The organism is Microbacterium sp. ER1, assembly GCF_023383675.1.
In the GTDB taxonomy this organism is placed as follows: domain Bacteria; phylum Actinomycetota; class Actinomycetes; order Actinomycetales; family Microbacteriaceae; genus Microbacterium.
Map to the genome: position 1 here is coordinate 22,053 of NZ_QCXO01000130.1, position 23,243 is coordinate 45,295.

Genomic DNA, 23,243 nt, shown 5'->3' on the forward strand with positions numbered 1-23,243 from the left:
GTGGCTGTCCTTCCGATTCGCATCATGGGCGATCCCGTCCTGCACTCCCCCGCCTCCCCCGTCGAGGCGATCACCGACGAGATCCGCACCCTCGTCGCCGACATGTTCGAGACCATGGACGCCGCGCCCGGCGTCGGCCTCGCCGCCCCTCAGGTCGGCGTGCCGCTGCGGATCTACACGTACTCCTACGTCGACGACGACGACCAGCCCTGGCGCGGTGTGCTCATCAATCCGGAGCTGTGGATGACGCCCCCGGAGCCGGGCGCGCCCGACCCCGAGCTGGAGTCGGAGGGCTGCCTGTCCTTCCCGGGCGAACGGTTCCCGCTGCGTCGCTCAGATCGCGTCCGCGTGACGGCGACCGATCTGGACGGCGGCCCGGTCACGCTGGAGGTGGACGGCTGGCGCGCTCGCATCATGCAGCACGAGTTCGACCACCTCGACGGCGTGCTCTACATCGATCGCCTCTCGGACTCCGACTGGAAGACCACGCAGAAGATCGCCCGCAAGCGGGGCTGGGGGCGCCCGGGGGCCAGCTGGCTGCCCGGCGTCGACGACCTCGAAGGCTGATCGCTTTCAGCCGGCGCACAGCATCCTTCAAGTTGCGTCATAGACTCCGGGCACTATAGCGTGTTCGCGGCGGGGATATTCAGCATGCCCCGCGTCACGCTCTGAAGGGGAAATCCATGATGAAGTCGCGCACCCGTCGCGCACTCGTGCTCACCGGTTCGGCCGTCGCCGTCTCGCTCGCCCTCACCGGTTGCAGCGCGATCAACAGCATCCTCGGCGGCGGTCGCGCCGACGCCGACCGCGACGAGGAGACCGGCCAGGTCACCGAGAGCGCGAACATCGACGTCTTCTCCGTGAAGCTCGGCGACTGCATGCTCGAGACCGGCTCCGGGATGCTCACCGACGCGAACGTCGTGCCGTGCTCCGAGCCGCACGACGAAGAGGTCTTCTACGAGATCAAGATGGACGACGGCGAGTACTCGGAGGACGCCATCAGCGCCGCGTCCGAGGAGTGCATCGGCGACGCGTACACGTCCTTCGTCGGCGTCTCGTACCAGGACTCCGCTCTGGACGTGACCACGCTCACCCCCAGCCAGGACTCGTGGGAGCAGGCCAACGACCGCGTGATCCAGTGCATCATCGTCGACCCGGCCGGCCAGGTCGAGGGATCGCTCAAGGGCGCCGCGCGCTGATCCGACCGCGTCTGCACGAAGGGCTCCGCCGCAAGGCGGGGCCCTTCGTCGTCCCGGTGGCTCGTCAGCCGTCGGAGGCGCGGAGGGCGAGCCACGCGGCGACGCGGTCGTCCGGATCGGAGAGGGAGAGCCCGGTGAGATCCTCGATCCGTCGGACGCGGGTCGTCAGCGTCTGTCGGTGGATGCGCAGCCGCGCCGCGCTCTCGCTCCACGCCCCGTTGCACGCGAGGAACACCCGGAGGGTGTCGAGGAGCTCGGCGGGCCGCTCGGCCGCGCGCAGGGGGTCGAGCAGACGCGCGAGGCGAGTGATCTGATCCGGGTCCAGCGCCCCGAGCACGAACGACACCGTCGGAATGGCCTCGTAGCGGACCACGCGTTCGCCGCCGGTGCGCGCGGCCTCGCAGGCGTGCCGCGCCTCGTCGATGCTGCGGGCGAGGGCATCCGTGCCCGCCGGTCGGCCGAGACCGAGATAGAGCGTCGATGCGAACGCCCGGGCGCGATGCGCGATCTGCTCGGCGTGGTCTTCGCGAACGACACCCTGGACGATTCCCCGTTGCGACGTGAAGACGTGCTCCGCACCGAGCTCGTCGAGCCAGAGGCCGAGCAGATGCTCGACGTCGACACCGCTGGTGCGGGAGGCGAGGGCGAAGCCCACCAGCACGCGCTCGTGCACGCCCCAGCGGCGGAGCAGACGAGCGGCCTCCTCCCCTCCCTCGCGCACGGTCTCGAACATCATGGAGCGGCCGAGGCGCTCCAGCTGACTGCTGTCCCGGGTGCGCATCAGGAGATCGAGCAGCGCCGCGGCCTGCGAGCTCAGTTCCCGACCACGGCCGGAGCTGTCGTTGCGCGGAGCGGTCACGAGCTGCGCGGTGATGTCCTGGCCCGGACCGACCGGGTGCACCTGCAGAGCGCGATGCCGCACCCGCACCGGGCGGCCGACGGCGACGGCGATCGCGTCGTCGATGTGCAGGCTCCCTGCTCCTGCGGTGGTGATGACCTCGCCGTGCCGATCCAGCAGCACCGCCCACCCGTCGATGCGGTGCGCCAGCTCCGCGATGACGCCGGTGATGCCGCTGCGCCGCGCCGCCAGGGTGAGCACCCTCATCGCCGAGGTGATCGCGCGGGCCTCCGCCGCCTGATCGACCGCGAGGAGCGAGGTCAGCGTCGGGACGAGCAGCGACGGCGGCATCGGCGCCCCGACGATCGCCGTGATCCCCGCGTCCCGCACGGCTTCGCGAAGGCGGGGGCTGTCGGCGCTCGCGACCACCACGGTCTCGCCCAGCGCGGCACGGCGGTCGCCGGCGACGCCGAGGAACGCGGCCTCCTCGGCCACGACGAGCGTCGCATGGAGCGGATCCACCGGCGGACCGAAGTCGTCGAGGGGAAGGACCGCGTTGACCGGCCGCGCTCCGGGGACAGCGCCCGGCAGCAGCTCCGCACGGAGATACCTGGCCACGGAGGCGATGTCACGAGCCACCTTCCGATCATACAAGTTGTCGAAGAGCAGCCATTCCGTTCACGCTTCTGTCGGATGCCGAGGCCTTCCGCTCTCTCCTAGCATCGTGCGCATCCCCACTTCCCGAAGGATGTCATGAAAGCTGTTGTCTTCCGCGACCCCCAGTCGCCCATCGAGTTCGTCGACGTCGACCTCGCCCCGCCCCGCGCCGGTGAGGTTCGCGTGCGCATCGCCGCCGCCGGTGTCTGCCACTCCGACCTGCACGTCAAGCGCGGCGAGTGGGACGCCGCCGCTCCCCTGGTCATGGGCCACGAGGGCTCCGGCGTCGTCACCGAGCTGGGCGAGGGCGTCACCACGCTCGCCGTCGGCGACCACGTCGTGCTGAGCTGGGTGCCGCCGTGCGGCGAGTGTCGCTACTGCCGCGCCGGTCACGAGGCGCGCTGTCAGAAGGTCGCCACCGTGGTCGCTCCCCTCGGCGTGCTCTTCGACGGCACGTCACGGCTGAGCCGCGACGGCGAGCAGCTGCACCACTACCTGGGCGTCTCGTCCTTCGCGGAGGAGGTCGTCGTCCCCGCATCCGGAGCCGTGAAGGTCCGCGACGACGCGCCCCTCGACGTCATCGCCGTGGTCGGCTGCGCGGTCGCGACCGGTGTCGGCGCCGTCCTGAACACCGCCGCCGTGGAACCGGGGTCGACCGTCGCCGTCATCGGCTGCGGCGGCGTCGGGCTCAACGTCGTCCAGGGCGCACGACTCGCCGGTGCCGAGCGCATCGTCGCGATCGACGTGCGGCCGGAGAAGACGCAGATGGCCCTGCAGTTCGGGGCCACGGACCGCATCGACGCCTCCCAGGGCGATGCCGTGGCCCAGCTGCGCGAACTCATCCCCGACGGCGTCGACTACGCCTTCGACGCGATCGGACGCACCTCCACGACCGAGCAGTCCATCCAGATGCTCGGACTCGGCGGCGCCGCCGTCATCGTCGGGCTGCCGCCCACGGGAGCACGCGCCTCGTTCGAGCCGCTCGTCCTCGCCGAGGCCGACCAGCGCATCCTCGGCTCGAACTACGGCTCGGTGCGGCCGTCGATCGACGTCCCCGCGCTCGTGGACCGCTACATGGACGGGCAGCTGAAGATCGATCCGCTGATCTCCGGTCGCCGTCCGCTCTCCGAGGCCGCCGCCGCCCTGGACGACCTCGACGGCGGCTCGGCACTGCGCACCCTCCTCATCCCCTGACCGCCGCGCGCGGCCCCCATCCCTGAAACCCGAATCCAGGAGAACCATGTCAGACACCGTCGTCGCCCCGCCCGGCGCCCCGCAGGATGCCGGTCTCCGCACCGGCGTCATGAGCGGACCCGAGCTCGCCGCCCAGGCCATCGCCAACATCGCCCCCAGCGCCGTCATCGCCTTCACGGCCGCCGCCATCTTCCTCGGCGCCGGGAACGGCACCATCTACGCCTTCGCACTGGCCACCATCGTGATCCTGTGCGTCGGCTATTGCGTGGTGGTGTTCGCTCGCAAGCACGCCTCGGCAGGCTCGCTGTACACCTACGTGTCGAAGGGCCTCGGCCCGTTCGGCGCCTTCCTCGCCGGGGTCACCCTGCTGATCGGCTGCTTCGGCATCGCAGCGGCCTCCCTCAGCGGCTCGGTCAGCTACATGGGGCAGTTCCTGAGCATGCTGGGCCTCCCCGCCCAGGGGCTCGGCTGGGACATCGGCCTGGCGATCGTGCTCGGCGGGCTGGCGACGCTGTTCACCATCCGCGGCATCCGGCTCTCCGCCCGGGTCTCGCTCGTCCTCGAGCTGCTCTCCGTCGGCATCATCCTCGTGCTCCTCATCGCGGCGCTCGCGTGGGCGGGCCCCTCTGCGTGGGACCCCGCGCAGGTGCTCGCGACCGGCTCGTCGTTCCAGGGCATCGCGTCCGGCATGGTCCTGGGCATCCTGGGCTTCGTCGGCTTCTCCTCTGCAGACGCCCTCGGACGCGAGGCCAAGGAGCCGTACAAGGCGATCCCCCGCGCCATCATGTGGAGCGCCCTCGGCGTCGGCGTGCTCTACGTCTTCGCCGCCTACACGCAGATCGCGGTCCTCGGCGACGACCTCGCCACCGCCGCGAGCCCGCTGGAGAGCATGTCCGCCCTCATCGGCATGCCGGGCTGGTTCGCGGCCGTGCTCACGTTCGGCGTCTCGGCGTCGTTCTTCGCGGTCGTCGTCGCCCCGCTCAACGTGATCGGCCGCATCGTCTACGTGATGGGCAAGGAAGGCGTCGTCGCGGAGCGCTTCGGCCGCACGCACGAGCAGCACCTCACGCCACACCGCGTGCTCATCCTCGCCGGCGCCGCGGCGATCACCGTCGACATCGTGCTGCTGGTGGCGGGAGCGGCGACGGGCGACATCCTCGTCTGGGTCAACACCTGGGGCACCTACGGCTACATGGTCGCCTACGCCCTCGTCGCCATCGCCTGCGTGGTCTACACGCAGCGGGCGAAGATGCGGAACGGCCTCGTGAAGGTGTGCGCCACGGTCGCGGTCGTGACGATGGCGTACGTCTTCTTCGCGAACGTGTGGCCCGTTCCTGCCTTCCCCTACAACGTGATCCCGTACGTGTTCCTGGTGACCGTCGCTCTCGCGCTCACCCGGTACGCCTACCTCGCCCGTCGTCGCCCTCACGTCATCGCCCGGATCGGCAACACCGAGACGAGCGCCATGGAGGGCGTCGGCTGAACCGTCCTCCCCGCCAGGAAGAGCCCCTCCGCGAGGAGGGGCTCTTCCTGTGTCCCGCGGCGCAGACGAGCGGTCCGGGAACGAGAGAAGCCCCCTCCGTGGAGGGGGCTTCTCTCGTTGGCTCCCCGGCTTGGACTCGAACCAAGAACCTGCCGGTTAACAGCCGGCTGCTCTGCCAATTGAGCTACCGAGGAATGTGCGCCGCGGTGCGGGCAACTCGTCAAGCTTAGCAAACTCGAGACGCTGTTCGTGACACCGGGGCGCCTTCCGCGACCCTCGGGCGTGTCGCGCTCAGCGGCGGGAATCCGACTCCGCATTCGGCACCCAGAGCAGGTCCTTGCCGACGCCCCGCGCGACGACGTGGCCCCCGCGCAGCATGAGCGTCTCGGCGTTCAGCTCCCGGATGAAGTCCGCGTCGTTGGTGACGAGGAGAGCCGCCATCCCCTCCTCCTTGCGGCGCCGGGTGATGGCGTCGAAGACGACAGGTCGCACCTCCAGATCGAGGTTCGCGAGAATCTCGTCGGCGATGAGCACCCGCGGCTCCAGCACGAAGGAACGGGCGATCGCGACGCGCTGTCGCATGCCCGCGCTGAGCTCGTAGGGGAACTTCGCGGCGGTCCCGAGCGGCAGGTGGAGCTCGTCGAGGAGCGTCGCCACCCGGATGGAGAGCGCCCGGGTGTTGACGCGCTTCTCCCGGATGAGGATCGGCTCCGCGATCACCTCGTTGACCGTCAGCTGCGGCGGCAGGTCCGCCCCGGCACCCTGCGGCACGAAGCCCGTGCGGTAGGTGAGGATGCGGTGCTTGCGACCCGGACGACGGATGTCGATGCCGCAGACCTGCGCCCGGCCGCCGACGACGCGCACCGAGGGATCCGTGGAACCCGCGAGCGCGGCGACGAGGGTCGACTTGCCCGAGCCGGTCGGCCCCGCGACGCAGATGAGCCCGCCGGGGGCGAGCGAGAACGTCACGCCGTCGACCGCGCGATTGGGCGTGCCGTGGCCGATCCGGTCGATGACCAGATCGGAGCACTCGATCGCATTCGAGGATTCGGGCGTGCGGGGCATATGTCCATCCTGCCGTCTCGTCCGGGACCGTTCCGGTTACGACTCGGCGAAGAACCGCTGCCGCTCCACGTCGATGTCCCGCAGCCGTACCCGCAGCGCGCGCCCGCCATCGGAGTCGGCAGGGACGCGCTGGACCGCGCCCAGCAGCTCCTGCTTCTCGTGCTCGAGCTGCCGCACCACCAGTCGTCGGGCGAGATCCGTCGCCGACGCCACCGCGCCGGCCTCGTCTCGTGCCGGGAACGGCGTCATCAGCAGCTCGCCCGCGAGCGAGCGGTACGGCTCGCGCACGCTGTTCACCGCGTCCGTCACCCAGCCGGGACGGCTGCGATCGGGGGCGGCGGCGACCGCCTCGCGCACGGCATCGAGGCCGGGGGTGCGGAACGGCTCCGCGAGCGCTCGCGTCAGCAGCGCCGCATCGATCTGGTGACCGTACTGCAGGGCGCCCATGAGCGCATCGCGCTCCACGGCGACGTCGGGTGAACGGGGCAGGCTGGCGAGCGTCACGGCCGCGACGACCGGCCCGCCCGTGGCGGGATCGACCCGCGGCGCGGCTTCCCGACGCGCCTGAGGAGCGGCCGCCTGCGCACCGCGCGCGGCGCGCTCGACCTCCCCATGCACCTCGGTCGGGTCCATGCCGAGTCGGCGTGCGAGTACCCGCTCGTAGCCGGGGCGCAGCAGGCGGTCGCGGATCTCCGCCACGATCGGGGCCGCGGCACGGAGGGCGCCGACCCGGCCCTCGACCGTGGAAAGGTCGAAACCCGCGAGCTTGCGGTCGATGGCGAACTCGAACATCGGCTGCTTCGCGTCCATGAGGCCGCGCACCGCCGCGTCCCCGCGCTGCAGCCGGAGGTCGCACGGGTCGAGGCCGTCCGGGGCGACCGCGACGAAGGTCTGCGCGTTGAACCGGTCGTCCTCCGTGAACGCCCGCAGCGCGGCCTTCTGTCCCGCCTCGTCGCCGTCGAAGGTGAACACCACCTCACCGGACGCGTTGTCGTCGCCCATGACCCGGCGGAGCACCTTGATGTGCTCGGCGCCGAACGCGGTGCCGCAGGTCGCGACCGCGGTCGTGAGCCCGGCGAGGTGGCAGGCCATCACATCGGTGTAGCCCTCGACGACCACGACCCGGCGCGGGTCGCCGCGGGCGATGTCGCGCTTGGCGAGGTCGAGCCCGTAGAGCACCTGGGCCTTCTTGTAGATCGGGGTCTCGGGGGTGTTGAGGTACTTGGGCCCCTGGTCGTCATCGAACAGCTTGCGGGCGCCGAAGCCGATGGTCTGCCCCGACACGTCGCGGATCGGCCAGACGAGGCGGCCGCGGAACCGGTCGTACACACCGCGCTGTCCCGTGGAGACGAGTCCTGCGGTGCTCAGCTCCTCGCGCGTGAAGCCCTGGGTGGTCAGCGCCTTGAGCATGCCGTCCCATCCCCGAGGGGCGAAGCCGACGCCGAAGTGCGCCGCCGCCCCGGCGTCGAAGCCGCGCTCCCCGAGGAACCGGCGGGCCGCCTCCGCATCCGGCGACAGGAGCTGGGACCGGAAGAACTCCACCGCGGCCGTGTTCGCCGCGTACAGCCGGCTGCGGCCACTGGTCTCCGGCGCCGCCCCTCCGTCCTCGTAATGCAGGGTGTAGCCGATGCGGCCCGCGAGCCGCTCGACCGCCTCCGTGAAGCTCACGTGGTCCATCGCGCGGAGGAAGGAGTACACGTCGCCCGACTCCCCGCAGCCGAAGCAGTGGTAGTAGCCGACCTGCTGACGCACGTGGAAGCTGGGGCTCTTCTCGTCGTGGAACGGGCACAGTCCCTTGAGGGACCCCACCCCCGCCGACTTGAGGGCGACGCGCTCCCCCACGATGTCCGCGATGTTGGTGCGGGCCTTGACCTCGTCGACGTCGGCCTGCCGGATGCGGGGCATCAGCGGGCGCCTTCTGCGACGGGCCGCCTCTCGACAGGCGTGCGCGCGCCGGGGCGCGCATGACGCGGCGTCCAGATGCCGACCTCCGCCGGGTCGATCTCCCCGACCAGGCGGTTGTGCCAGTCGATCGCACTCTGATCGGTCAAGCTCGCGATCTGATCCACGACGACCCGCGCCCGCTCCGCGTCGCTCTCGGCGGCGACGAAGTCGGCGGCGAACGCGGGCTCCAGCACGTCGGCGCCGGCCGACCACAGGGTGTCGGTCGACCACAGGGCGTCGGCCAGCCGCTTGAGGACCCTCCGCTGCTCCTTGTAGACGCCCTTCCGGGCATCGATCGTGACGATCGCCTGACCCATGATCCCCTTGAGAACCGCGATCTCGACCTCGACGACGCGGGGCACGATCACGTGCGCGTTGTAGCGGACCAGGCGCGTGCCCCCGAAGGCCTCCCGGGTGGCCGAGACCGCCGCGCGCGCGAACCGGCCGATGAGGTCGCTGGTGAGGTTCTTGAGCCGGGCGAGATCCTGTCGGGAACGGTCGAAGGACGCCAGCCACATCGGCTGCGAGGCGAGCCGGTAGAGGGCGTCGGCGAGTTCGTCGCGCGTGAAGTCGTAGCCGACCCACTGCTGGATCCGGCTGAGCAGGGCCTCGTGCGCCGCCGGGTCGGCGAGCTGCGCGACGTCGACGTAGCCGTTGACGATCGCGTCCTCGAAGTCGTGCACCGAGTAGGCGATGTCGTCGGAGAGGTCCATGATCTCGGCCTCGATGCAGCGCAGCCGCCCCGGTGCCCCGTCGCGCATCCAGCGGAACACGGCCTCGTCCTCCGGGTACACGCCGAACTTGAGCCGACCCCCCGGGTCGGGGACGGGGCTGTCGACGGTCCACGGATACTTGCAGGTCGCGTCGAGACTGGCCCGCGTGAGGTTCAGGCCGACGGAGGAGCCGTCGGCGTCGAGCACCTTCGCCTCCAGCCGGGTGAGGATGCGCAGCGACTGGGCGTTGCCCTCGAAGCCGCCGATGGCCGCCGCCCACTCGTTCAGCGCCCGCTCGCCGTTGTGGCCGAACGGCGGGTGGCCGAGGTCATGGCTCAGACACGCGGTGTCCACCACGTCCGCGGAGACCCCGAGCGCCGCGGCGAGCTCCCGGCCGACCTGCGCGACCTCGAGCGAGTGGGTCAGACGGTTGCGGGCGAAGTCGGCCGTGCTGGCGGGGCTGAGCACCTGCGTCTTCGCGGCGAGCCGCCGCAGAGCCGCCGAGTGCAGCACGCGCGCGCGGTCGCGGGCGAAGTCGTCCCGCTCGGAACGATGGGTCTCCGCGATGAAGCGCTCCGCGTCGCGCGGGTCATAGCCGTCGGCGCGCGCGCCGACCCGGGGGTCATCCGCCACTGTTCTCGATCTCCGCTCCACGCATCATCTCCGACGCCGACGAGGCGAGCTCGCGCGACTCCAGCCACTTCTCCGGAAGGGCCGTCTTCTTCGGGTGTCCCGCGCGACCGCGCTGCCCTTCGGCGTCCGCGCCGGGGTACGGAGCCGCACGGTCGAGTCGGCCCAGGAGGTCGTCGATCTCCTGCAGGCTCGACGCGGTGGCGAGGCCCGTGCGGATGTCGCCGCCCACCGGGTAGCCCTTGAAGTACCAGGACACGTGCTTGCGGATGTCGCGGCAGCCGCGATCCTCGTCCTCGAAGAAATCGACGAGCAGCTCCGCGTGTCGGCGGAAGGCGTCGGCGACGAAACCGAGGGTCGCGTCGACCGTCTTGCCCTCTCCCCCGAAGGCGAGAGCCAGCTGTCCGAACAGCCACGGACGGCCCAGGCACCCGCGGCCGACGACGACGCCGTCGCAGTCGGTCTCCGCCATCATGCGCACGGCGTCATCCGCCGACCAGATGTCGCCGTTGCCCAGCACGGGAATGCTGGTCACGGCCTGCTTGAGCTCGCCGATCGCACTCCAGTCGGCGTGACCGGAGTAGAACTCGCTCGCGGTCCGGGCGTGCAGCGCCACGGCGGCGGCCCCGGCATCCTCCGCGGCACGTCCGGCGTCAAGGAAGGTGAGGTGGTCCCGGTCGATGCCCTTGCGCATCTTGACGGTGAGCGGGATGTCACCGGCGGCCTTGACGGCCTGATCGACGATGTCGGCGAAGAGCTTCGACTTCCACGGCAGCGCCGCGCCGCCGCCCTTGCGCGTGACCTTGGGGACCGGGCAGCCGAAGTTGAGGTCGATGTGATCGGCGTGGTCTTCCGCGACGATGATGCGGACGGCCTCGGCGATGGTCTTCGGATCGACGCCGTAGAGCTGGATGGAGCGCGGCGTCTCGGACTCATGGTGCCGGATGAGACGCATCGTGGTCTCGTTGCGTTCGACCAGCGCGCGCGAGGTGATCATCTCGCTCACGTAGAGGCCGGCCCCGTACTCCCGGCACAGGCGTCGGAAAGCCGTGTTCGTGATCCCGGCCATCGGCGCGAGGACGACCGGCACGTCGAGGTCGATCGGGCCGATGCGGAGGGGGCGGGCGGTGGCGGTGGCGACAGTCATGGCGTGTCCATTCTCCCAGACCCGGAGCCGGTGGGGATGCGGCGACCTAAGCTGTGCATATGACCGATCCCGCCCTCCGTTCCATCCCCTTCACCGACGCCCAGGGCCAGCAGAAGACTCTGGACGATCTCGGCGCCGACGTGGTGCTGGTGGTGAACGTCGCCTCGAAGTGCGGGCTCACCCCGCAGTACGAGCAGCTGGAGGAGCTGCAGCGGCGCTTCGGCGACCGCGGCTTCACCGTTGTCGGCTTCCCCTGCAACCAGTTCTTCGGTCAGGAGCCCGGTTCGGTCGACGAGATCCTCGAGTTCTGCTCCACGACGTACGGCGTCTCCTTCCCGGTGAACGACAAGGTCAAGGTCAACGGCAAGAACGCCGCCGAGCTGTACAAGGCTCTCAAGGAGACGCCGGATGCCGGCGGCAAGGCCGGCCGCGTCGAGTGGAACTTCGAGAAGTTCCTGGTGCTCCCGGACGGGGATGTGCTGCGCTTCCGCCCGAAGCAGAAGCCCGATGCGCCGGAGATCGTCCAGGCGATCGAGGCCGCGCTCCCCCGCTGAGCGTCATTCACCTCCGCGTCACGCGCGCACCGCGTTCCGGCGCTCGACGAGGCCGCCCTCGTTCACCGTCCGGTCTCTCCGCGGACATCTGGCGTCCCTAGTCTCACCGCGGCGACACGCGCCGAAGACGAAGGAGACCACGAATGCCCGACCGACTGCCCCTCAGCCGGCGAACTGTCCTCACGGCCGGAGCGCTCGGCGCGCTCGGCACCGCCCTCCCCCTCGGAGCCGCTCCCGCCGCCGCGGTGACCGTCCCGGCATCGCCCGGCGCGGCCCAGGCGCGCACCCTGCGCTTCCGCGCGGACGGCACCTTCAAGGTCGTGCAGTTCAACGACACGCAGGACGACGAGCTCACCGACCGCCGCACCGTCGAGCTGATGGAGAAGGTGCTCGACCAGGAGAAGCCGGACTTCGTGGTCATCAACGGCGATGTGATCACGGGCGGGTGCGAGACGCGGCTGGCGGTGAAGCAGGCGATCAACAACGTCGTCATGCCGATGGAGTCCCGTCGCATCCCGTGGGCGGTCACCTACGGCAACCACGACGAGGACTCGCTGCCGCAGTCCGGCGTCGATGAGGCGGGGATGCTGCAGATCTACCGGTCGTACGAGTACAACGTGAACGCCGAGAACACGCGCGGCGTGACGGGCACGAGCAACACGATCGTGACGATCGGCTCCGCCGCGAAGAAGAACCGGGAGGCCTTCGCGCTCTGGCTGATGGACTCGGGCCGCTACGCGCCGGACGCCATCGACGGCCAGGACTTCGCCGGCTACCCGGCATGGGATTGGCTGCGCATGGACCAGGTCGCCTGGTACCGCGACCAGTCGCAGCGGCTGGAGCAGCGCCGAGGGCGCAAGGTCCCGGGCCTGATGTTCCTCCACATCGCCCTGTGGGAGCACCGCTTCATGTGGTGGGGCGGTGTGGACACCCGCACGGCGGCCGACGCCGCCCGCGGCAGGGCCCGCCACGGCATCGTCGGGGAGCGCAACGAGGACGAGTGCCCCGGGCCGTTCAACTCGGGGATGTTCAACGCGATCCTCGAGCGCGGCGACGTGAAGGGCGTGTTCGTCGGCCACGACCATGTCAACGACTACATGGGCGACTACTACGGCGTGATGCTCGGATACGCTCCCGGCACCGGCTTCGGCGCCTACGGTCTGGCCGGCGCGGAGCGCAATCGCCTCCGGGGCGGCCGGGTGTTCGAGCTGGCGGAGGCCGGCGAGGAGGTCACGATCGCCACGCGCGTCGTCTATGCGCGGGACCTCGGCATCGACCTGACGGCGAACGATCAGCCGATGGAGCCGCTCCCCCTCGGGCCGCGCCAGCAGCGCCTCTGAGCCCGGGCAGCAGAACGGCGGGGACCCCCGACCCGGGGTCCCCGCCGTCGTCTGTCGATCCGGGTCAGGCCTCGACGGCCGCGCTGCGCTGCGCCCAGAGGTCGCGGATCACGTTCTCGAACGCCGCCGGCGGCTGCGCGCCACTGATGCCGTACTGACCGTCGACCACGAAGAACGGCACCCCCTGGATCCCGTAGGCGCGAGCCTGCGCCTGGTCCTGGCGGACGTCGGCGAGGTACTGCTCGCTCTCGAGTGCGGCGCGGGCGCGATCGGCATCGAGGCCCACCTCGGCGGCGAGGGCGACGAGGTCGTCGATGCGTCCGACGTGCTTGCCCTCGGTGAAGTAGGCGGACATGAGCCGCTCCTCCATCTCGTGCTGGCGGCCCTCGGCCTTCGCGAAGTGCAGCAGCTCGTGCGCCTTCACGGTGTTCGTGTGCTGCAGCAGGTCGAACCGGTACTGCAGGCCTGCGTTCGCGGCGACGTTCGTGACGTTGGCCAGCATCTGCTCGACCTGCGTCCGCGGCATCCCCTTGTGCCCGGAGAGGAAGTCGATCTCGTCACCGTCGAAGTCGACCGGGGTGTCCGGGGAGAGCTCGAAGGAGTGGAAGGTGACCGTGACCTGCGGAGCGTCCTCGTCGGCTGCGACCGCCTCCAGCCCCTTCTCGAGGTTGCGCTTGCCGATGTAGCACCAGGGGCAGGCGATGTCGGACCAGATGTCGATGGCGATGGGTTCAGTCACACCGTGCTCAACCGTCCGCGCGTCCGACGTATTCCGTCAGTAGAATCCTCGGATGCTCGCCGCCGACGATCCCCTGCCCTTCCGTCCCGCACGGGTGCTCGTCGCCGGCGTCACCGGGTCGGGGAAGACGACTCTGTCCCGACGGCTCGCCGCCCTCTGGGACCTCCGTCACGTGGAGATCGACGGCCTGTTCCACGGGCCGGACTGGACCCCGCGGGCGGAGTTCCTCGACGACGTGCGCGCCTTCGCCGCGGAGGAGCGCTGGGTGACCGAGTGGCAGTACACGAGCAAGGGCACCGACGAGATCCTGACCCCGAGAGCGCAGCTCGCGCTCTGGCTCGACTACCCGTACCGCGTGGTGCGGTCGCGTCTGCTCCGGCGCACCCTCAGCCGCAGCATCCTCCGCACCCGGATGTGGAACGGCAACGTCGAGAAGCCGATCTGGCGGATGCTGGGGGCCCCGCCGGAGGAGAGCATCCTGGCCTGGCAGACGAAGACGCTGCGAACCTGGTCCGAGCGCTTTCCCGCGGTGCAGGAGCGCTTCCCCCACCTCACGATCGTGCGGCTGACGCATCCGCGCGAGACGGAGCGCTGGCTGCGGGCTCAGGCCGAGGTCGGGGTGTCCACGGCGCCGCCGAAGCGTCGGTCACGGGAGAGGTAGACCCCGATCGCGCGCCAGAGCTCCTCGCGCGAGAAGTCCGGCCACAGCGTGTCGAGGAACACCATCTCGGCGTAGGCCGACTGCCACAGCAGGAAGTTGGAGGTGCGCTGCTCCCCCGAGCTGCGCAGGAACAGGTCCACGTCCGGCATGTCGGGGATGTAGAGGTGACGACGGATCGTCTTCTCGCTGATCGCGTTGGGCTTCACCCGCCCGGCCGCGACATCGGCCGCGATGGCCCGCATCGCGTCGACGAGTTCGACCCGACCGCCGTAGTTGACGCACATGGTGAGGGTGAGCACGTCGTTGTCGCGGGTGAGCTGCTCGGCGTACTGCAGCTCCTTGATGACGCTCCCCCACAGGCGCGGCTTGCGCCCCGCCCACCGCACACGCACACCCCACTCGTTGAGCTGATCACGGCGGCGGTGCAGCACATCGCGGTTGTACCCCATGAGGAAGCGGACCTCCTCGGGGGAACGGGCCCAGTTCTCGGTGGAGAACGCATAGACGGAGAGGTGCTTAACGCCGGCCTGGATCGCGCCGGCGACGACGTCGAGCAGCACATCCTCCCCGGCCTTGTGGCCCTCGATGCGGTTGAGGCCCCGGCGGTTCGCCCAGCGCCCGTTGCCGTCCATGACGATGGCGACGTGCTCCGGGACGGCCGGGAACGCGGGCGGGTACACGCCGGTCCAGTCGATCGGCCGATACGGCACGGCGTCCTTGTGCGTGTAGGGCTTCGGGCTCACCGTGCTCCTTCTCCGGGGGTGGACGACACGTGCGCGAGCGAGCGGATGCCCCGCTCCAGGTGCCACTGGGCGTACGCCGCGACGAGACCCGAGGCGGCGGCGGTGTCAGCGTGCGGCGCCGCGTCGATGAGGTCCCAGTCGCCGCGGATCAGCGCGCGCAGCAGTGTCAGGGTCTTCTCGGCGATCCGCGGGCTCCCGGCGGGTGCATCGGCGTGGCAGACCAGGCCGCCGAGCTGCGCGACGAAGACGGAGTGCGGCCCCGGAGCCCCGCAGCGCGCGCAGTCCTCGAGGGACGGTGCCCACCCCGAGAGGGACATGACCCGCAGCAGGTACGAATCGAGAATGCTGCGCGGAGCGTGCTCGCCGCGGGACAGCGCCCGCAGCCCGCCGACGAGCAGGAGGTACTGCTCCGGGGTGGCCTCGGCGTCGCTGAGCCGATCCGCCGTCTCGACCATGGCGTTCGCGGCGGTGAACCGGTCGTAGTGCGCGGCGATGTCCGTGCCGTAGGCTCCGAGCGACTCGGCCTGCTGCACGATGTCGAGCGAGCGGCCTTCGTAGAGCTGCACGTCGGCGACCATGAACGGCTCGAGGCGGGAGCCGAACTTCGACGAGGTGCGCCGCACGCCCTTGGCCACCGCGCGCACCTTGCCGTGCCGCCGGGACAGCATCGTGACGATGCGATCCGCCTCGCCCAGCTTGTGGGTGCGCAGGATCACCGCTTCGTCTCGGTAGGTGGGCACCCTTCGATTATCCTCCGTGCGCGACAATGGACGCGTGACCGAACCGCTCTTCACCATTCCGCTGTGGGCGGACCTCCTCGGCGTCGGCCTCGGCGGAGTGCAGGGCGCGATGTTCGCCGCCGGATTCCAGGGCCAGCGCCGGCTCGACTGGCTGGGCGTCGCGATCATCGGGATCATGATCGGCATGGGCGGCGGTCTCATCCGCGACATCCTGCTCGGACAGACGCCCGCCACCCTGCAGAACCAGTGGTACCTGGTCACGGCCGCGGGTGCCGCCCTGCTCGGCATGCTGCTGGCCGGACTCTTCACGCGGCTCAACACCGCGATCGTGGTGCTGGACGCCGTCGTGATCGGCATGTTCGGCGCCTTCGGGACGAGCAAGGCGCTCGCCTTCGGCATCCCGGAAGTGCCCGCGGTGTTCATCGGGGTCTGCGCCGCGGTCGGCGGGAGTGTGCTCCGCGACATGCTGATGGGCCTGCCGACGGCGATCATGCACGTCGGCTCGCTGTATGCCGTGGCCGCGGCCGCCGGATGCACGTTCATCGTCGTGGCGAACGCCGTCGGGATGCCCATCCCCCTCGCGGCCGTCATCGGCATCGTCGTGACCGCCGTGATCCGGATCCTCGCCGTGACGTTCGATGTTTCGCTTCCCGAGCAGCGCCGTCTCTACCGCCGCAAGGTCGCCGCCGAGACCGGTGCCATCCCGATCGTGAAGCCCCAGGACTGACTTCGAATCGCCCGATTGGCTCCATCCCGCCGCTGAATACGACCGATCGCGCGATTCGAACGACGATCAGGTGGCGGCGAGCCCGTCGATCACGCGCGCGAGGCCGAACTCCCACGCCGTTCGAGCGTCGTAGGGCGCGCCCAGGGCTTCGCCGGCAGCCTGGCCCACCGACCGGGCGAGCGGCAGGTCGTCGCCCAGGTAGGCCGCCAGACGCGGTGCCGCCTCCGCCCAGGAAGCCGCGAACGACTCGGCACTCTGCTGCTCGCGCATGCGGGCCGCCGCGGAGAGGGTGAAGTCCAGCACGAAACTCAACGCCGCGTCGCGCTCCACGGCGCCGAGGCCGAGACCGTCGAAGGCGTGGAGCTCCCGGTCGTACTTGGCGATGGTGCCGGGGCCGAGTGCGACCCGCGGATCCCGGACATCGATGAGCCACGGGTGGGTCCGGAAGAGGCGCAGGTTGTCCTCGGCGATCGCCCGAACCGCCGCACGCCATCCGGAGGCCTGCGCAGGCGCGACCAGCATCCTGGCGTGCATCGCGTCCGCCATCAGGACGAGCAGGTCGGCGCGGCTGTTGACGTGCGTGTAGATCGACATCGGCGTCAGGTCGAGGCTCTGCGCGAGAGACCGGATGGTCACCGCGCCGAGCCCGTCGGCGTCAGCCAACACGACAGCGCGGTCGACCACGTCATCCGTCGAATGACGCGCCTTCGGTCCGCGCTGTGGGGTCGCGGGAGCCACGGGGCTGTGCCGCCAGAGCAGATCGACGAGGTTCTTGGCCATCGGGAATAGCCTAGACCGCTCACGCCTTAACACTGTACGCTGTACAGACTTTCGATAAGGAGAACCGTGAACATCACGCAGACCGCCCTCTCGCTCAACGTCCCCGACGTCGCCGCCTCCGCCGCCTTCGCCATGACGCACTTCGGGTTCGAGGAGGCGATGGCCGCGGAGGGCTTCGTCTCGTTGCAGCACCCGGGGCCGGTGCCGAACGTCATCTTCCTCGAGACGGGGCTGTCGACGTTCCGCCCGCAGGAGATCGCCGGGTCCGCCGGTCGGGGAACTCTGATCGTCTTCGTCGTCGACGAGATCGACCAGGAGTTCGCCCGGATCGCCGCCGCGGGCGCTCGCGTGGTCACCCCTCCCGAGACCGAACCCTGGGGCGAGCGGTACTGCCAGTTCGCCGACCCCAACGGCCTCATCTGGCAGCTGGTGCAGTGGGTGAACTGATCCCCCACTTCGAATCGCGCGATTGGCCCCATCCGGCGGCCGGAGACGACCGATCGCGCGATTCGAACCAGGATCAGACGGCGGCCAGCTCCTGCTGACGGCTGCGGATCGAACGGTTCACACCCGAGACGATCGCCTTGAGCGATGCGGTGGAGATGTCGCCGTCGATGCCGACGCCCCACAGGCGCTGATCGCCCACCTGCAGCTCGACGTAGGCCGCGGCCTGCGCGTCCCCACCGGCACTGAGAGCGTGCTCCACGTAGTCGTAGACCGTGATGTCGAAGCCCTGACCACGCAGCACCTCGACGAACGCGGCGACCGGACCGTTGCCGTTGCCCGACACGGAGACCTCCTGGTCGTCGTCCCGCAGCACGACGTCGAGCACGACGTCGCCGGACATGTCGCTCCGGGTCTGCGTGGCGAGCAGTTCGAACCGGCCCCACTTCGCCTCGGTGTCCACGGCGGGCAGGTACTCGTCGGTGAAGATCGACCAGATCTGCTCGCTGGTGACCTCGCCGCCCTCGGCATCCGTCTTGGCCTGCACGACCCCGGAGAACTCGATCTGGAGCTTGCGCGGCAGGTCGATCGCGTGGTCGGACTTGAGCAGGTACGCGACGCCGCCCTTGCCCGACTGGGAGTTCACGCGGATGACGGCCTCGTAGGAGCGACCGAGGTCCTTCGGGTCGACGGGCAGATACGGCACGGCCCATTCGATCTCGTCGACCGTCACGCCCTGCGCCTCGGCCCTGGCGGCCATGGCCTCGAAGCCCTTCTTGATGGCGTCCTGGTGCGAGCCGCTGAACGCCGTGAAGACGAGGTCACCGGCCCACGGGCTGCGCTCGGGCACCGGCAGCTGGTTGCAGTACTCGACCGTGCGCTTGACCTGGTCGATGTCGCTGAAGTCGATCTGCGGATCGATGCCCTGCGTGAACATGTTGATGCCGAGCGCGACGAGGTCGACGTTGCCCGTGCGCTCCCCGTTGCCGAACAGGCACCCCTCGATGCGGTCGGCTCCGGCCATGTACCCCAGCTCGGCCGCGGCGATCGCGGTACCGCGGTCGTTGTGCGGGTGGAGCGACAGGATCACGTTCTCCCGGTGGTTCAGGTGACGGCTCATCCACTCGATCGAGTCGGCGTAGACGTTCGGCGTCGCCATCTCCACCGTCGCGGGGAGGTTGATGATGACCTTGCGGTCCGGCGTGGGTTCGAAGATCTCGATGACCTGGTTGCAGACGTCGACCGCGAACTCCAGCTCGGTGCCGGTGTAGCTCTCCGGGGAGTACTCGTAGTACACCTGCGTGTCCGGGATCGTCTTCTCGAACCGGCGGCACAGCCGGGCGCCCTCGAGCGCGATGTCGATGATGCCCTGCTTGTCGGTGCGGAAGACGACCTCGCGCTGCAGAACGCTCGTGGAGTTGTACAGGTGCACGATGGCCTGCTTCGCACCGGCGATGGCCTCGTAGGTGCGGGCGATCAGGTGCTCGCGCGCCTGCGTCAGGACCTGGATCGTGACGTCATCCGGGATGAGGTTCTCCTCGATCAACTGACGCACGAAGTCGAAGTCGGTCTGGCTCGCCGAGGGGAAGCCGACCTCGATCTCCTTGTAGCCCATGCCGACGAGCAGCTCGAACATGACGCGCTTGCGCTCGGGCGACATGGGGTCGATGAGAGCCTGGTTGCCGTCGCGGAGATCGACCGCGCACCAGCGGGGCGCCTCGGTGATGCGGGCGTCGGGCCAGGTGCGGTCAGGCAGGTGGACGGCGATCTGCTCGTGGAACGGCCGGTACTTGTGGATCGGCATCGCGGACGGGCGCTGGGTGTTCTGCATGATGGGGCTTCTTCTCTTCGTCACAATGAACGGGCCAACACAAGCGCCGCGACGAGGAAGGCCCTAGCTCTAGGACTCGTCGCGGCAGCTAAGAAGAAGCAGACCGCCGAAAGGCATGTGGTCATGCTAGCACCTGAGACGATCCGTGCACGCGCGACACTGGTCGGTATGAGGTCCTTCCGCGATCGCTCTCCCCTCGTCGTCGGCGTCGCGACGGCTCTGCTGCTCCTGGCCGGCTGCACCACCGCGCCGGGAGCGTCCGCACCGCCGACGAGCACGACGGTGCCGTCAGACACGCGCTGGGAGGAGGCGGAGCCCGCGCCACCGACAGGACCCGTGGTCGGCACCGGAACCGTGCTCGACGAGTCCGGGGATGTCCGGCTGTGCCTCGGCGCGATCCGCGAGTCGTATCCCCCGCAGTGCGACGGTGTGCCGCTCGACGGGTGGAGCTGGGACGGCGTGGACGGCCGCGAGACGTCCGGAGAGACGCAGTGGGGGGCCTACGCGGTCACCGGCGCCTGGGACGGCGAGCGGTTCACGGTGACCGAGCCGCCTGCTCTCCTCGCGCTCTACGATCCGATGGCGCCGGAGGACCCCACCGGCGGCGTGGACGGCACCAGCACGGCGGAGGAGCTCGACCGCGTGCAGAACGACATCGCCGGCCGCCTCGGCGCGGAGGCTCTCGCGCTGTCCACCGATCGCGGCTACGTCTGGCTCCAGGTCGTCTGGGATGACGGTTCCCTGCAGAACGCCGCGGATGAGGAATACGGCGAGGGCGTCGTCATCGTGACCTCGGCACTGCAGGAGATCGGCTAGCCCTCGGGGATCAGCGCGAGCTTGCCGCCCGGGTGCCCGGTGGCGAGGAGGCGATGGGCCTCCGGCGCCTCGGCCATCGGGTAGGTCTGTGCCACAGGGACCACGAGGTCGCCGTTCTGCGCCAGAGCGAGGAGTTCGCTGCGCACCTCGTCGCGGAACCGGGCGCTGTCCGGCATCGACCCGGCGATCGCGAGGAAACCCTCGGCGGACGCCCGTGACGGGTTCGCGATCGTGACGATCCTCCGGCGGTCCGCCACCAGGCTCAGGGAGACGTCGACGGCTTCGTCGGTCCCCACCGCATCGAGAGCCGCGGCGACCGGACCGTCCGCCAGCGCGCGCACCCGCTCCGCGAGCCCGGCACCGTAGGCCACGGGGATGCCGCCGAACCGCCGCACCTCGTCGAAGCGCTCAGGGCTCGCCGTACCGATCACCCGGACGTCCCGCAGCCGGGCCTGCTGCAGCACGCTGACCCCCACCGCACCGGACGCTCCGTGCAACAGGATCGTCTCCCCCGGGGCCGCACCGGTGACGGCGAGCATCTCGGCAGCGGTCGTGCCGACGAGCAGGAGGTTCGCCGCCTCGGGGTGCGCGAGCGTCGTCGGCTTCGCGAAGACCGTGGCAGCCGGCACCGTGAGCTCCGTCGCGTACCCGCCCCGGACGCGGAAGGCCACGACCTCGTCGCCGACCCCGGCGTCGCCCGAGCCGATGCGGGTCCCGGGGCCGATCGCCACGAGCTCACCCGAGACCTCGTACCCGATGGCGACCGGGAACTCGACCCCCGGCCGAGCGGCCGCCACGTGCTTCGCGTCGGCCGGATTCACCCCGGCGGCGCGCACCCGGATCGTGACCTCGCCCCGGCGCGGCGGCGCGGGCACGTACTCCTCGAAAGCCCACGACTCGGGAGGCCCGGCCGTCGTCGCCACCCAGTGCTTCGCCATGCCCTCGCCCCTCATCGTCTCCTGTACCGGCCCGCCCCGGCTCTCAGAGGAAGCAGCGGATGTTGGTCGCGGAACCCGAGACGTTGCCCCAGGCATTGGCGTTGACGGTCGCGAGCACCGAGGCCCCGTTACGCACCTGCATGTACCCCGAGGTCCGCGCGTTCGCCGCGGAACGTGTGGCGAACGACGACGGGATGGTGATGGTGGTGCAGCTCCCCCAGCTCAGCATGCCACCGCCGAGGTTGGAGGCGTTGTACGCGCAGATCCGCCCGGTCGCGCAGGAGCCGACGGAGCGCGCCGCGACCCGCGACGACGCCGGGGCCGGTCGGTACTCCATGTCGAGTTTCGGCCAGACGGCGCTGCCGCCGTCGGTCACCACACCGCCGGGAACCTCTTCGAGCAACTGGGAGAGCTGGGGATCGACGGGCTCCTCGGCTGCCGCGACGGTGGGGCCGCCGGTCACGACGAGAGCCAGGGCCACGAGAACCGCGGTCAGCGGGCGCGAGTGCTTCATTGCACGACCTCCTCAGGGATGTCCCACATCCGGTAGTCCACGACCGCACCGGCCGGGAAGACGCCGTCGTCCTTCAGGACGGTTCGCTCGATGCCGACGATGCGGCCGGTGTCGAGGGACACCAGAAGGTCGTCGCTCACGATGCCGTCCGCGGACAGCACGCGGATACCGGCGACAGGACGCCCGAGGCGGTCGGTGGACTCACCGAGCGCCTGCGCTCCTCCGGAGGCCTCGATGAGCGTCAACACCTCGGCGTGCTGCGCGTTGGTGAGCGTCCACTGACCGAAGACCGAGGTGAGGGCGGTCACCACCTCGAAGGCCGTCGGGTCGTTCGGCATGTCGAATGCCTCCAGGAGCGCCCGCACGTCGGCGGCGGACTCCCCCGGCGCGGCGACGACCGGGGTCTCGAACTCGCCGGGGGCGAAGGTCACGCGCGAGGCCACCTCGCCGCTGCTCACGATCTCGGAGTCGCCGTTCGCGACCGCGTCCTCGGGATCGTAGGGGACGCCGTTGATGGCGAGGGCTTCCCCGGAGAGGTCTTCCCGCCAGGTGAACGTCGAGAACTGCGGCATGACCTCGGTGCGCCCCGTGTCCATCTCCGCGTTGAACGACCAGGACGCGGTCCGCACCGAGCGCTCCGGGTCGGCGGGCGGCGCGAACACCGTCAGCTCGGTCTCCGCGTCGGCCACGATGTCGCTCAGCGAGCCGGTGCTCTCGAAGACCAGCGGCGACGGAGTACCCGCGACGGCGGACTGCGGCGGAGTGAGGGCCGCGAAGGCGATGGCGACCGCCGCGGCGGCGGCGGTCAGCCCTGCGGCCCAGCCGATCGTCCGGGTCCGCCGGCGGCGCTGCGGCGCGGGAGCGGACCGGATGATGCGGTCGCGCGCGGCGATCGCGCGCGCGTCCGGCTCGGCGTCGCGCGGCGTGCGCGCGGGATCGGCCTCGACGAGCACGCGCTCGAGCAGGGCATTCTCAGGCATCACGCACTCCCCGTCTCCTCCAGTCCTAGCGTGGCGCGCAGCCGTTCCTCGGCCCGCGCCAGCGTCTTCCGCACCCGGGACTCCGAAGCGCGCAGCAGCTCCGCAATCTCCCCCACCGCGAGTCCATCCCAGTACGTGAGCATGATGATACGCCGTTGCCCGGGAGTGAGGACACCCAAAGCTCGGAGGACTTCGCTGCGGCCGAACCCGCCGAGGGTCTCCGGGTCGCCCGAGATCCCCGCGTGCACGGCATCGATCGCACCGTGCGCGGTGGGAGAACGCCGAGCGCGGGCGCGAAGGTGGCGGTCCGTCTGTCGGAGCAGCCAGACCTTCCCGGGGGGACGGGTCGGGCGCAGCCGTGACCACGCGACGAGGAACACCTCCGACACGATCTCGCTGACCTCGTCGTCATCGGGGACGACGCCCTCGATGTGGTGGCGCACCGTCGCCCAGTGCTCGTCGAACACTCGTGTGAAGACCTCGTTCCGCAGCGAGCTCGGGTCTTCGCCGCGGCCGATCATGTCGGTGGGGTCGGCGGTCGGCCCGCCGCCTCCGACGTCCTGCTG

Annotated in this window: 24 protein-coding genes and 1 tRNA gene; 10 read left to right on the plus strand and 15 right to left on the minus strand. The window is 70.4% G+C overall.

What is annotated here, in order from left to right; all coding sequences use genetic code 11:
• Positions 1–567, plus strand: a complete 567-nt coding sequence (gene def / locus BV453_RS06180) for a peptide deformylase (protein WP_025103662.1) — start codon at positions 1–3, stop codon at positions 565–567.
• A 116-nt stretch (positions 568–683) separates the two neighbouring features.
• Entirely contained in the window at positions 684–1,199 is a 516-nt protein-coding gene (locus tag BV453_RS06185; RefSeq protein WP_025103663.1) for a septum formation family protein, read from the plus strand.
• Positions 1,200–1,263: 64 nt separating this feature from the next.
• Here the strand turns inward: BV453_RS06185 and BV453_RS06190 are convergent, their stop codons facing one another.
• A complete protein-coding gene (locus BV453_RS06190; protein ID WP_249521139.1) occupies positions 1,264–2,676 on the minus strand; it encodes a helix-turn-helix domain-containing protein in 1,413 nt (470 codons plus the stop codon).
• A gap of 114 nt (positions 2,677–2,790) precedes the next feature.
• On the opposite strand from BV453_RS06190, the gene BV453_RS06195 reads away from it, so the two are divergent.
• On the plus strand, positions 2,791–3,888 hold the full coding sequence (locus tag BV453_RS06195) for an alcohol dehydrogenase catalytic domain-containing protein (RefSeq protein ID WP_025103665.1): 1,098 nt from the start codon (positions 2,791–2,793) through the stop codon (positions 3,886–3,888).
• A 46-nt stretch (positions 3,889–3,934) separates the two neighbouring features.
• The gene (locus BV453_RS06200; protein WP_085607717.1) at positions 3,935–5,371 is read left to right on the plus strand and encodes an APC family permease; all 1,437 of its coding nucleotides are present in this window, start codon (positions 3,935–3,937) and stop codon (positions 5,369–5,371) included.
• A 118-nt stretch (positions 5,372–5,489) separates the two neighbouring features.
• On the opposite strand, the gene BV453_RS06205 is transcribed toward BV453_RS06200, so the two are convergent.
• The 5 genes from BV453_RS06205 to dusB form a co-directional block, all read right to left on the minus strand.
• Positions 5,490–5,565, minus strand: a tRNA-Asn gene (locus tag BV453_RS06205).
• Positions 5,566–5,662: 97 nt separating this feature from the next.
• Positions 5,663–6,436 carry an ATP-binding cassette domain-containing protein gene (locus tag BV453_RS06210; RefSeq protein ID WP_025103667.1) on the minus strand — a complete coding sequence of 258 codons (774 nt, stop codon included), beginning with the start codon at positions 6,434–6,436 and terminating at the stop codon, positions 5,663–5,665.
• Between the two features lie 36 nt (positions 6,437–6,472).
• Entirely contained in the window at positions 6,473–8,341 is a 1,869-nt protein-coding gene (gene dnaG, locus BV453_RS06215) for a DNA primase (RefSeq protein WP_249521140.1), read from the minus strand.
• A complete protein-coding gene (locus tag BV453_RS06220) occupies positions 8,341–9,726 on the minus strand; it encodes a deoxyguanosinetriphosphate triphosphohydrolase (protein WP_126893070.1) in 1,386 nt (461 codons plus the stop codon). The genes dnaG and BV453_RS06220 overlap by 1 nt, the downstream gene beginning before the upstream one ends.
• Positions 9,716–10,870 (minus strand): tRNA dihydrouridine synthase DusB, encoded by a 1,155-nt coding sequence (gene dusB, locus BV453_RS06225; protein ID WP_249521141.1) that lies wholly within the window; start codon positions 10,868–10,870, stop codon positions 9,716–9,718. Before dusB ends, BV453_RS06220 begins: the two co-directional genes overlap by 11 nt.
• Before the next feature lie 59 nt (positions 10,871–10,929).
• Here dusB and BV453_RS06230 point away from each other — a divergent pair, with 59 nt between their 5' ends.
• Both BV453_RS06230 and BV453_RS06235 read left to right on the plus strand, forming a co-directional pair.
• Positions 10,930–11,424 (plus strand): glutathione peroxidase, encoded by a 495-nt coding sequence (locus BV453_RS06230; RefSeq protein WP_025103671.1) that lies wholly within the window; start codon positions 10,930–10,932, stop codon positions 11,422–11,424.
• Positions 11,425–11,567: 143 nt separating this feature from the next.
• Positions 11,568–12,764 carry a metallophosphoesterase family protein gene (locus tag BV453_RS06235; protein WP_164498156.1) on the plus strand — a complete coding sequence of 399 codons (1,197 nt, stop codon included), beginning with the start codon at positions 11,568–11,570 and terminating at the stop codon, positions 12,762–12,764.
• Between the two features lie 64 nt (positions 12,765–12,828).
• On the opposite strand, the gene BV453_RS06240 is transcribed toward BV453_RS06235, so the two are convergent.
• Positions 12,829–13,503, minus strand: a complete 675-nt coding sequence (locus BV453_RS06240) for a DsbA family protein (RefSeq protein ID WP_060922175.1) — start codon at positions 13,501–13,503, stop codon at positions 12,829–12,831.
• A gap of 52 nt (positions 13,504–13,555) precedes the next feature.
• Between BV453_RS06240 and BV453_RS06245 the strand changes: the two genes are divergently transcribed.
• A complete protein-coding gene (locus BV453_RS06245; protein WP_126893067.1) occupies positions 13,556–14,164 on the plus strand; it encodes an AAA family ATPase in 609 nt (202 codons plus the stop codon).
• Here the strand turns inward: BV453_RS06245 and BV453_RS06250 are convergent.
• Together BV453_RS06250 and recO are read right to left on the minus strand one after the other, a co-directional pair.
• Positions 14,107–14,907, minus strand: a complete 801-nt coding sequence (locus BV453_RS06250; protein WP_249521142.1) for an isoprenyl transferase — start codon at positions 14,905–14,907, stop codon at positions 14,107–14,109. The two genes, BV453_RS06245 and BV453_RS06250, sit on opposite strands and share 58 nt — an antisense overlap.
• Positions 14,904–15,647: a DNA repair protein RecO gene (gene recO / locus BV453_RS06255; RefSeq protein WP_025103676.1), complete on the minus strand. Its 744-nt coding sequence runs from the start codon at positions 15,645–15,647 to the stop codon at positions 14,904–14,906. The genes BV453_RS06250 and recO overlap by 4 nt, the downstream gene beginning before the upstream one ends.
• Before the next feature lie 34 nt (positions 15,648–15,681).
• On the opposite strand from recO, the gene BV453_RS06260 reads away from it, so the two are divergent.
• Positions 15,682–16,374: a trimeric intracellular cation channel family protein gene (locus tag BV453_RS06260; RefSeq protein ID WP_025103677.1), complete on the plus strand. Its 693-nt coding sequence runs from the start codon at positions 15,682–15,684 to the stop codon at positions 16,372–16,374.
• Positions 16,375–16,440: 66 nt separating this feature from the next.
• Here BV453_RS06260 and BV453_RS06265 read toward each other — a convergent pair whose 3' ends face one another.
• On the minus strand, positions 16,441–17,154 hold the full coding sequence (locus BV453_RS06265; RefSeq protein WP_085607729.1) for a TetR/AcrR family transcriptional regulator C-terminal domain-containing protein: 714 nt from the start codon (positions 17,152–17,154) through the stop codon (positions 16,441–16,443).
• Positions 17,155–17,220: 66 nt separating this feature from the next.
• Between BV453_RS06265 and BV453_RS06270 the strand changes: the two genes are divergently transcribed.
• Complete coding sequence (locus BV453_RS06270; protein WP_085607731.1) at positions 17,221–17,601, plus strand: VOC family protein; 381 nt, start codon at positions 17,221–17,223, stop codon at positions 17,599–17,601.
• A gap of 73 nt (positions 17,602–17,674) precedes the next feature.
• Here BV453_RS06270 and leuA read toward each other — a convergent pair whose 3' ends face one another.
• Positions 17,675–19,429, minus strand: coding sequence for a 2-isopropylmalate synthase (leuA, locus tag BV453_RS06275; RefSeq protein WP_025103680.1), 1,755 nt, complete (start codon positions 19,427–19,429; stop codon positions 17,675–17,677).
• A 168-nt stretch (positions 19,430–19,597) separates the two neighbouring features.
• Between leuA and BV453_RS06280 the strand changes: the two genes are divergently transcribed.
• A complete protein-coding gene (locus tag BV453_RS06280; protein WP_249521143.1) occupies positions 19,598–20,245 on the plus strand; it encodes a hypothetical protein in 648 nt (215 codons plus the stop codon).
• On the opposite strand, the gene BV453_RS06285 is transcribed toward BV453_RS06280, so the two are convergent.
• Genes BV453_RS06285 through BV453_RS06300 form a run of 4 tightly spaced genes read right to left on the minus strand, consistent with a single transcriptional unit; the run spans position 20,242 to position 23,198 of the window.
• Positions 20,242–21,183: an NADP-dependent oxidoreductase gene (locus tag BV453_RS06285; RefSeq protein ID WP_249521144.1), complete on the minus strand. Its 942-nt coding sequence runs from the start codon at positions 21,181–21,183 to the stop codon at positions 20,242–20,244. The genes BV453_RS06280 and BV453_RS06285 overlap by 4 nt on opposite strands.
• Before the next feature lie 43 nt (positions 21,184–21,226).
• Positions 21,227–21,697 (minus strand): hypothetical protein, encoded by a 471-nt coding sequence (locus tag BV453_RS06290; protein WP_085607737.1) that lies wholly within the window; start codon positions 21,695–21,697, stop codon positions 21,227–21,229.
• Positions 21,694–22,677 (minus strand): hypothetical protein, encoded by a 984-nt coding sequence (locus BV453_RS06295; protein ID WP_085607739.1) that lies wholly within the window; start codon positions 22,675–22,677, stop codon positions 21,694–21,696. The genes BV453_RS06290 and BV453_RS06295 overlap by 4 nt, the downstream gene beginning before the upstream one ends.
• On the minus strand, positions 22,677–23,198 hold the full coding sequence (locus BV453_RS06300; protein ID WP_249521145.1) for an RNA polymerase sigma factor: 522 nt from the start codon (positions 23,196–23,198) through the stop codon (positions 22,677–22,679). The genes BV453_RS06295 and BV453_RS06300 overlap by 1 nt, the downstream gene beginning before the upstream one ends.
• Between the last annotated feature and the right edge of the window lie 45 nt (positions 23,199–23,243).